The 5,759-nt window shown below is 32.1% G+C and carries 6 protein-coding genes; 5 read left to right on the top strand and 1 reads right to left on the bottom strand.

Annotated elements, in window-relative coordinates:
* The coding region (locus ACKVOD_RS12260; RefSeq protein WP_409209757.1) for a cation diffusion facilitator family transporter at positions 1-663 on the top strand (663 nt) is incomplete at its 5' end.
* Between the two features lie 152 nt (positions 664-815).
* Positions 816-1,955 carry an ATP-binding protein gene (locus tag ACKVOD_RS12265; RefSeq protein WP_409209758.1) on the top strand — a complete coding sequence of 380 codons (1,140 nt, stop codon included), beginning with the start codon at positions 816-818 and terminating at the stop codon, positions 1,953-1,955.
* An 86-nt stretch (positions 1,956-2,041) separates the two neighbouring features.
* Here ACKVOD_RS12265 and ACKVOD_RS12270 read toward each other — a convergent pair whose 3' ends face one another.
* Positions 2,042-2,569 (bottom strand): hypothetical protein, encoded by a 528-nt coding sequence (locus tag ACKVOD_RS12270; protein WP_409209759.1) that lies wholly within the window; start codon positions 2,567-2,569, stop codon positions 2,042-2,044.
* A 171-nt stretch (positions 2,570-2,740) separates the two neighbouring features.
* On the opposite strand from ACKVOD_RS12270, the gene ACKVOD_RS12275 reads away from it, so the two are divergent.
* The 3 genes from ACKVOD_RS12275 to ACKVOD_RS12285 all read left to right on the top strand — a co-directional run.
* Positions 2,741-4,876, top strand: coding sequence for a Tex family protein (locus ACKVOD_RS12275; RefSeq protein WP_409209760.1), 2,136 nt, complete (start codon positions 2,741-2,743; stop codon positions 4,874-4,876).
* A 20-nt stretch (positions 4,877-4,896) separates the two neighbouring features.
* Positions 4,897-5,202, top strand: a complete 306-nt coding sequence (locus ACKVOD_RS12280; protein WP_409209761.1) for a DUF6922 domain-containing protein — start codon at positions 4,897-4,899, stop codon at positions 5,200-5,202.
* 8 nt (positions 5,203-5,210) lie between these two features.
* Positions 5,211-5,759 (top strand): nucleotidyl transferase AbiEii/AbiGii toxin family protein (locus tag ACKVOD_RS12285; protein ID WP_409209762.1); only part of this gene is annotated, 549 nt, incomplete at its 3' end.

Consider the following 5,759-nt stretch of genomic DNA (forward strand, 5'->3'; position numbering starts at 1 on the left):
GAAATTCTAACGGCTTTTATTAATGCAATAACATTGATTATTGTTGCGATTTATTTAGTTTTTGAAGCTACAATCCGGTTTTTTCATCCAGAAGTTATCAAATCAAGTTTAGTTATTTGGATGTCGATTTTAGGAATTTTGGTCAATGGATTTTCGGCATTAATGCTTAAAAAAGATGCGGATAACAATTTGAATATGAAATCGGCTTATATTCATTTATTTTCAGATATGATGGCATCTGTTGCGGTTTTGATAGGCGGAATATTGATGAAATACTATCAAATTTATTGGATCGATAGCCTTCTTACTTTTGCAATTGCTATTTATCTCATTTTTATAGGATTGGATTTGCTTCGAGATTCAACCAAAATATTAATGCTTTTTACACCCAGCCATATTAACATTAATGATATTGTAACTGAAATACATAAAATTTCTGGCGTTACTAAATTACACCATATTCATGTTTGGCATTTGAACGAGCATGAACTGCATCTTGAAGCGCATTTAGACTGTTCAGAAGATATAAAAATTAGTGATTTTAATATTTTATTGTCTAAAATAGAACAGGTTTTACTTGAAAAATTTCATATTAACCACATCAATATCCAACCAGAATTTCAAAAAGAAGAAAGTTCTAAAGATTTTATCGTTCAGGATTAAGCCACCGAAAAGAAGGAATAAGAATATAAAATGACTAAATTTACATTAATTCAGTCAACTCACTGACTGAATTTACATTAATTCAGTCAGTGAGTTGACTGAATTTACAGTTTTATTATTATATTTGTAGTATAATTTTAAAAACAGGAGCTATGATTTTTTTAGAACGAGGAATAACTATTTTATTTAACAAAAAAGTTTTACCTAATAAAGTACTGATTTTATTGGGTGCAAGACGTGTAGGAAAAACAGCTTTTATAAAAAATTATCTTTCAACCATTCCAAAATCAGATTATTTACACCTAAATGGAGAAGACATTCAAGACGCAAGTTTATTAGCGGAACGTTCTGTAAACAATTATAGCCGACTTTTATCCAATATAAAATTGCTTGTAATTGATGAAGCACAAAATATTCCAGACATTGGATTAATTTTAAAATTAATTGTCGATTCGATCGATGGCATAAAAATTATTGCTACAGGATCATCGGTTTTTGATTTGTCAAACAAGTTGGGAGAACCTTTGGTAGGGCGAAAAAACACCATTTATCTTTTTCCGTTAGCTCAAATGGAGTTTGCAAAGCAAGAAAATTTAAAGGAAACCACTCAAAAACTGGAAGAAAGATTGCTTTTTGGAAGTTATCCAGAACTAGAACAATATCCAGATTGGAATGATAAAATTAATTATTTGAAAGAGATAATCAATTCGTATTTGTTGAAAGATATTTTAGTTTATGAAGGCATCAAGCAGTCCAACAAAATTTTAGATTTGCTCAAACTAATCGCTTTTCAGCTGGGACAAGAAGTGTCGCTACAAGAATTGGCGCGACAATTAGGCATTTCTAAAAACACGGTCGAAAGCTATTTAGACTTGCTTTCTAAAGTTTTTGTAATCTATAAAGTGCCAGGATTTAGTCGAAATTTACGCAAAGAAGTTACAAAATCCAACCGTTGGTATTTCTATGACAATGGGATTCGCAATGCAATTATCCTCAATTTTAGCCGCTTGGATGCCAGAACCGATGTGGGCGCATTGTGGGAAAACTATTTGGCATCAGAACGAATAAAACATCAAAATTATTCTCAAAAAACCGTTACAAATTATTTTTGGCGCACGTATGACCAACAAGAACTGGATTGGCTAGAAGAAGAAAATGGAAACTTGCAAGGATTTGAATTTAAATGGAACGAAAACCGAAAAGCAAAAATCCCCACTGCTTTTGCAAAAGCCTATCCCGAAGGGGGTTTTGAGGTAATCAGCAAAGGTAATTATTTAGAGTTTATAGGGTAATATTAGAATACAGTCTCACAAAAAAACCGCAACTAAATTCAATTTAGTTGCGGTTTTTTAGATAAATAACGACTTAATTACAGTCCTTATAGTGGATTTGCAACCACATCTAAATCTAGTGTTAACTTAATTTTAAAAGACATAGGTGACGTAGAAACAGTTTGACCATTTGTTTTTAGCGATATCTTTTTATTTTTTAATAATGAAGTAGCAGCATTAAGCAAAGCTGCTTTATTAGTTACTTCAAAAACAGTTGCATTAACAAATTCAGTATTTACAGTTTTGTCTGAAATAGAATGAAGTGTTTCGCCATCAGCTTCTAAAACAGCCGTAATTTTTCCTGTTGAATCACCTGTAAACTCAATAATTTTATAGGTCATTTTTTTGATTTCAATTGTTTTTAGTTTGTCTAAATATTTACTAGTTTCAGTGTTTTCTATAAGACTAAATTCAGTAGATTCAATTAAAGAGTTGGTTCCAGCAATAACGGTTACAGGAATTTCTTCGGTAATGGTTGTATTAAACTTTACATCTAATAATTCTTCTAAATCATCCCCACAAGACGAGAAAAGAAAGCTAGTAAAAAGAACAGAAATAAAAAGAATCTTTTTCATAATAATTGGGTTTTTTAAGTACTTTTAAAAGCAGGATTTTATTAAAAATTTCAGAAAAAATAAATAAATATATTGGTTAATAATGTTTTATTTAAACAGCTGCTATTTAAATCTCTAGGAACTATTTTTACATTTGCGTTCAAATAAAAAAATCAATCATACTTAACCTTTATGACTAACTTACAATTCATTTCTAAAACCGTTAATACCGCCTTAATAAACATTCAAAAAACCGTTCAATTATTAGAAGAAGATTGTACCATTCCATTCATTTCTAGGTATCGAAAAGACCAAACAGGTAATTTAGATGAGGTTCAAATAGAACAAATTGCAAAATTGCAAAAAGAGTACGAAGTCATCGTAAAACGGAAAGAAGCGATTTTAAAATCGATAGACGAACAAAAGTCACTTACCCCTGAATTAGCTCAAAAAATCGAACAAAGCTTCGATTTACAAGAATTAGAAGATATTTATTTGCCTTTCAAAAAAAAGAAAAAAACCCGCGCCGATATTGCTCGAGAAAACGGATTAGAGCCTTTAGCAAAAATCATTATGGCACAAAATAATGAGGATATCGATTTCTTGGCTACAAAATTCATTAACAAAAATGTCATCAATGAAGACGAAGCTTTGCAAGGCGCACGGGATATTGTTGCCGAATGGATAAATGAAAATATTTATGTTCGCAAACAGTTGCGAAGACTTTTTCAAAGAAAAGCGACTATTGAAACCAAAGTTGTAAAAAAGAAATCCGAAGAAGAGGGCGCACAAAAATTCAATCAGTATTTTGATTGGCAAGAACCTTTAACCAAAGCACCATCGCATCGATTATTAGCGATGCTTCGTGCGGAAAATGAAGGTTTTGTAAAAATCAAAATCGAAGTAGAAAAAGAGGAATCGCTTGAAATTATAGAGGAATTAATTGTCCAAAAAAAGAATCGCAATAGCTATCCAGACGTTCCGCATATACAATTAGCCATCGAAGATTCCTATAAAAGATTACTGTATCCTGCGATTTCAAACGAAGCTTTACAAGAAGCCAAAGCCAAAGCAGATATCAATTCGATTCAGGTTTTTGCTAACAATTTGGGACAATTATTGTTGGCTCCCCCTTTGGGAGAAAAAAGAATTTTAGCAATTGATCCAGGATTTCGTTCGGGTTGCAAAATAGTTTGTCTCGATGAAAGAGGTGATTTACTATACAACGAAAATATTTATCCCCACGCGCCACAAAACGACACAGCAATGGCAATGAAAAAAATCCGTTCGATGGTCAATGCCTATCAAATTGATGCGATTTCCATTGGTAACGGAACTGCTTCACGCGAAACTGAATTTTTTATCAAGAAAATAGCTTTTGATCGACCCGTTCAGGTTTTCATTGTCTCAGAAGCTGGTGCATCAGTGTATTCTGCTTCAAAGATTGCAAGAGAAGAATTTCCTAATTTTGATGTCACTGTGCGGGGTTCGGTTTCTATTGGTAGACGATTGTCAGACCCTTTGGCTGAATTGGTAAAAATAGACCCAAAAGCAATAGGAGTGGGGCAATACCAACATGACGTTGATCAAACTAAACTCAAAGAAGAATTGGATGCGACCGTTATTCGTTGCGTGAATTCGGTAGGAATCAATATCAATACAGCGAGTAAGCATTTGTTGAGTTATGTGAGCGGAATAGGAGAGAAGTTGGCTGAAAATATTGTTCAATATCGCTCTGAAAACGGTCCTTTTGAAGATAGAAAACAACTCAAAAAAGTACCCCGATTGGGCGAAAAAGCCTATCAACAAGGCGTAGCTTTTATTCGGATTTCGAATGCCAAAAACCCTTTGGATAATTCTGCAGTGCATCCAGAAGCCTATAATATTGTAGAAAAAATGGCGAAAGAGTTGAAACTTACTGTGAAAGATTTGATTGGCAACAAAGAAAAGATAACCTTAATAAAACCAGAAAATTATATCACGCCAGAAATTGGAATTTTAGGAATAAAAGACATTATCAAAGAGCTCGAAAAACCAGGATTAGACCCAAGAAAAGCCGCCAAAATTTTCGAATTTGACCCGAATGTAAAAACCATAAAAGACCTGAAAACAGGAATGATTTTACCTGGAATTGTGAACAATATTACCAATTTTGGTTGTTTTGTAGATCTTGGAATTAAAGAAAGCGGACTTGTTCACATTTCCCAACTCAAAGCAGGTTTTGTGAGCGATGTTAATGAAGTGGTCAAATTGCACCAACATGTTACAGTAAAAGTCACTGAAGTAGATGAGGATAGAAAACGGATTCAGTTGACGATGATTTTGTAAAAATAGCTATCTTTGTTTTTATGAATAAAGAAATAACCATAAACGACTTTTCGCAGTATCTTTTTTGGGATGTGGATTTGAATGGATTTGATTTTGAAAAGCACAAATCTCATCTCATTCAAAAAGTTTTAGAATATGGATTTATGAAAGATTGGAGATTATTAAAAGAACTTTACGGATTAGAAACCATCAAAGAAGTTTCTTTAAATTTAAGAAGTTTAGACGCAGTAACGCTTTCTTACCTTTCTACTATTTTTAAAATCGACAAAACCGAATTCAGATGCTACAAACACAGACAGTTGTTCCCGAACTTATGGAACTCTTAAAAAAAATTATGTCTGAAAAATTATTTTCAGATTTTAATTTGGTTGGAGGAACATCATTAGCGTTGCAAATGGGTCATCGAAATTCAATTGACATTGATTTATTTGGAAATTCAGAAATAAATTCAGAATTATTTATTGAAAAACTTTCTGAATTTGGAGAGGTAAAAGTGGCACAAAGCACAAAAAATATTTTGATTACTAAGATTAATGATGTTAAAGTTGATTTTGTAAACTATAAATATCCTTTACTTTCGAACTTTTTATTTGTTGACAATATAAGAATGCTTTCTTTTAAAGACATTTCTGCAATGAAATTAAATGCAATTGCGGGCAGGGGAAGCAAAAAAGATTTTATCGATTTATATTTTTTATTAAATAAATTTTCGCTGGAAGATATTATATCATTTTATGAAACAAAATATAAAGATGGCTCCATTTTTATGGTTCAAAAAAGCCTAACTTACTTTGAAGATGCGGATTCTCAACTACAACCACAAATGTTCCTTGATTTTGACTGGGAAACTTGCAAACAAAGAATTATAGAAGAAGTTTTGAAA

It is taken from the genome of Flavobacterium sp. (assembly GCF_046155325.1).
Classification (GTDB): Bacteria; Bacteroidota; Bacteroidia; order Flavobacteriales; family Flavobacteriaceae; genus Flavobacterium.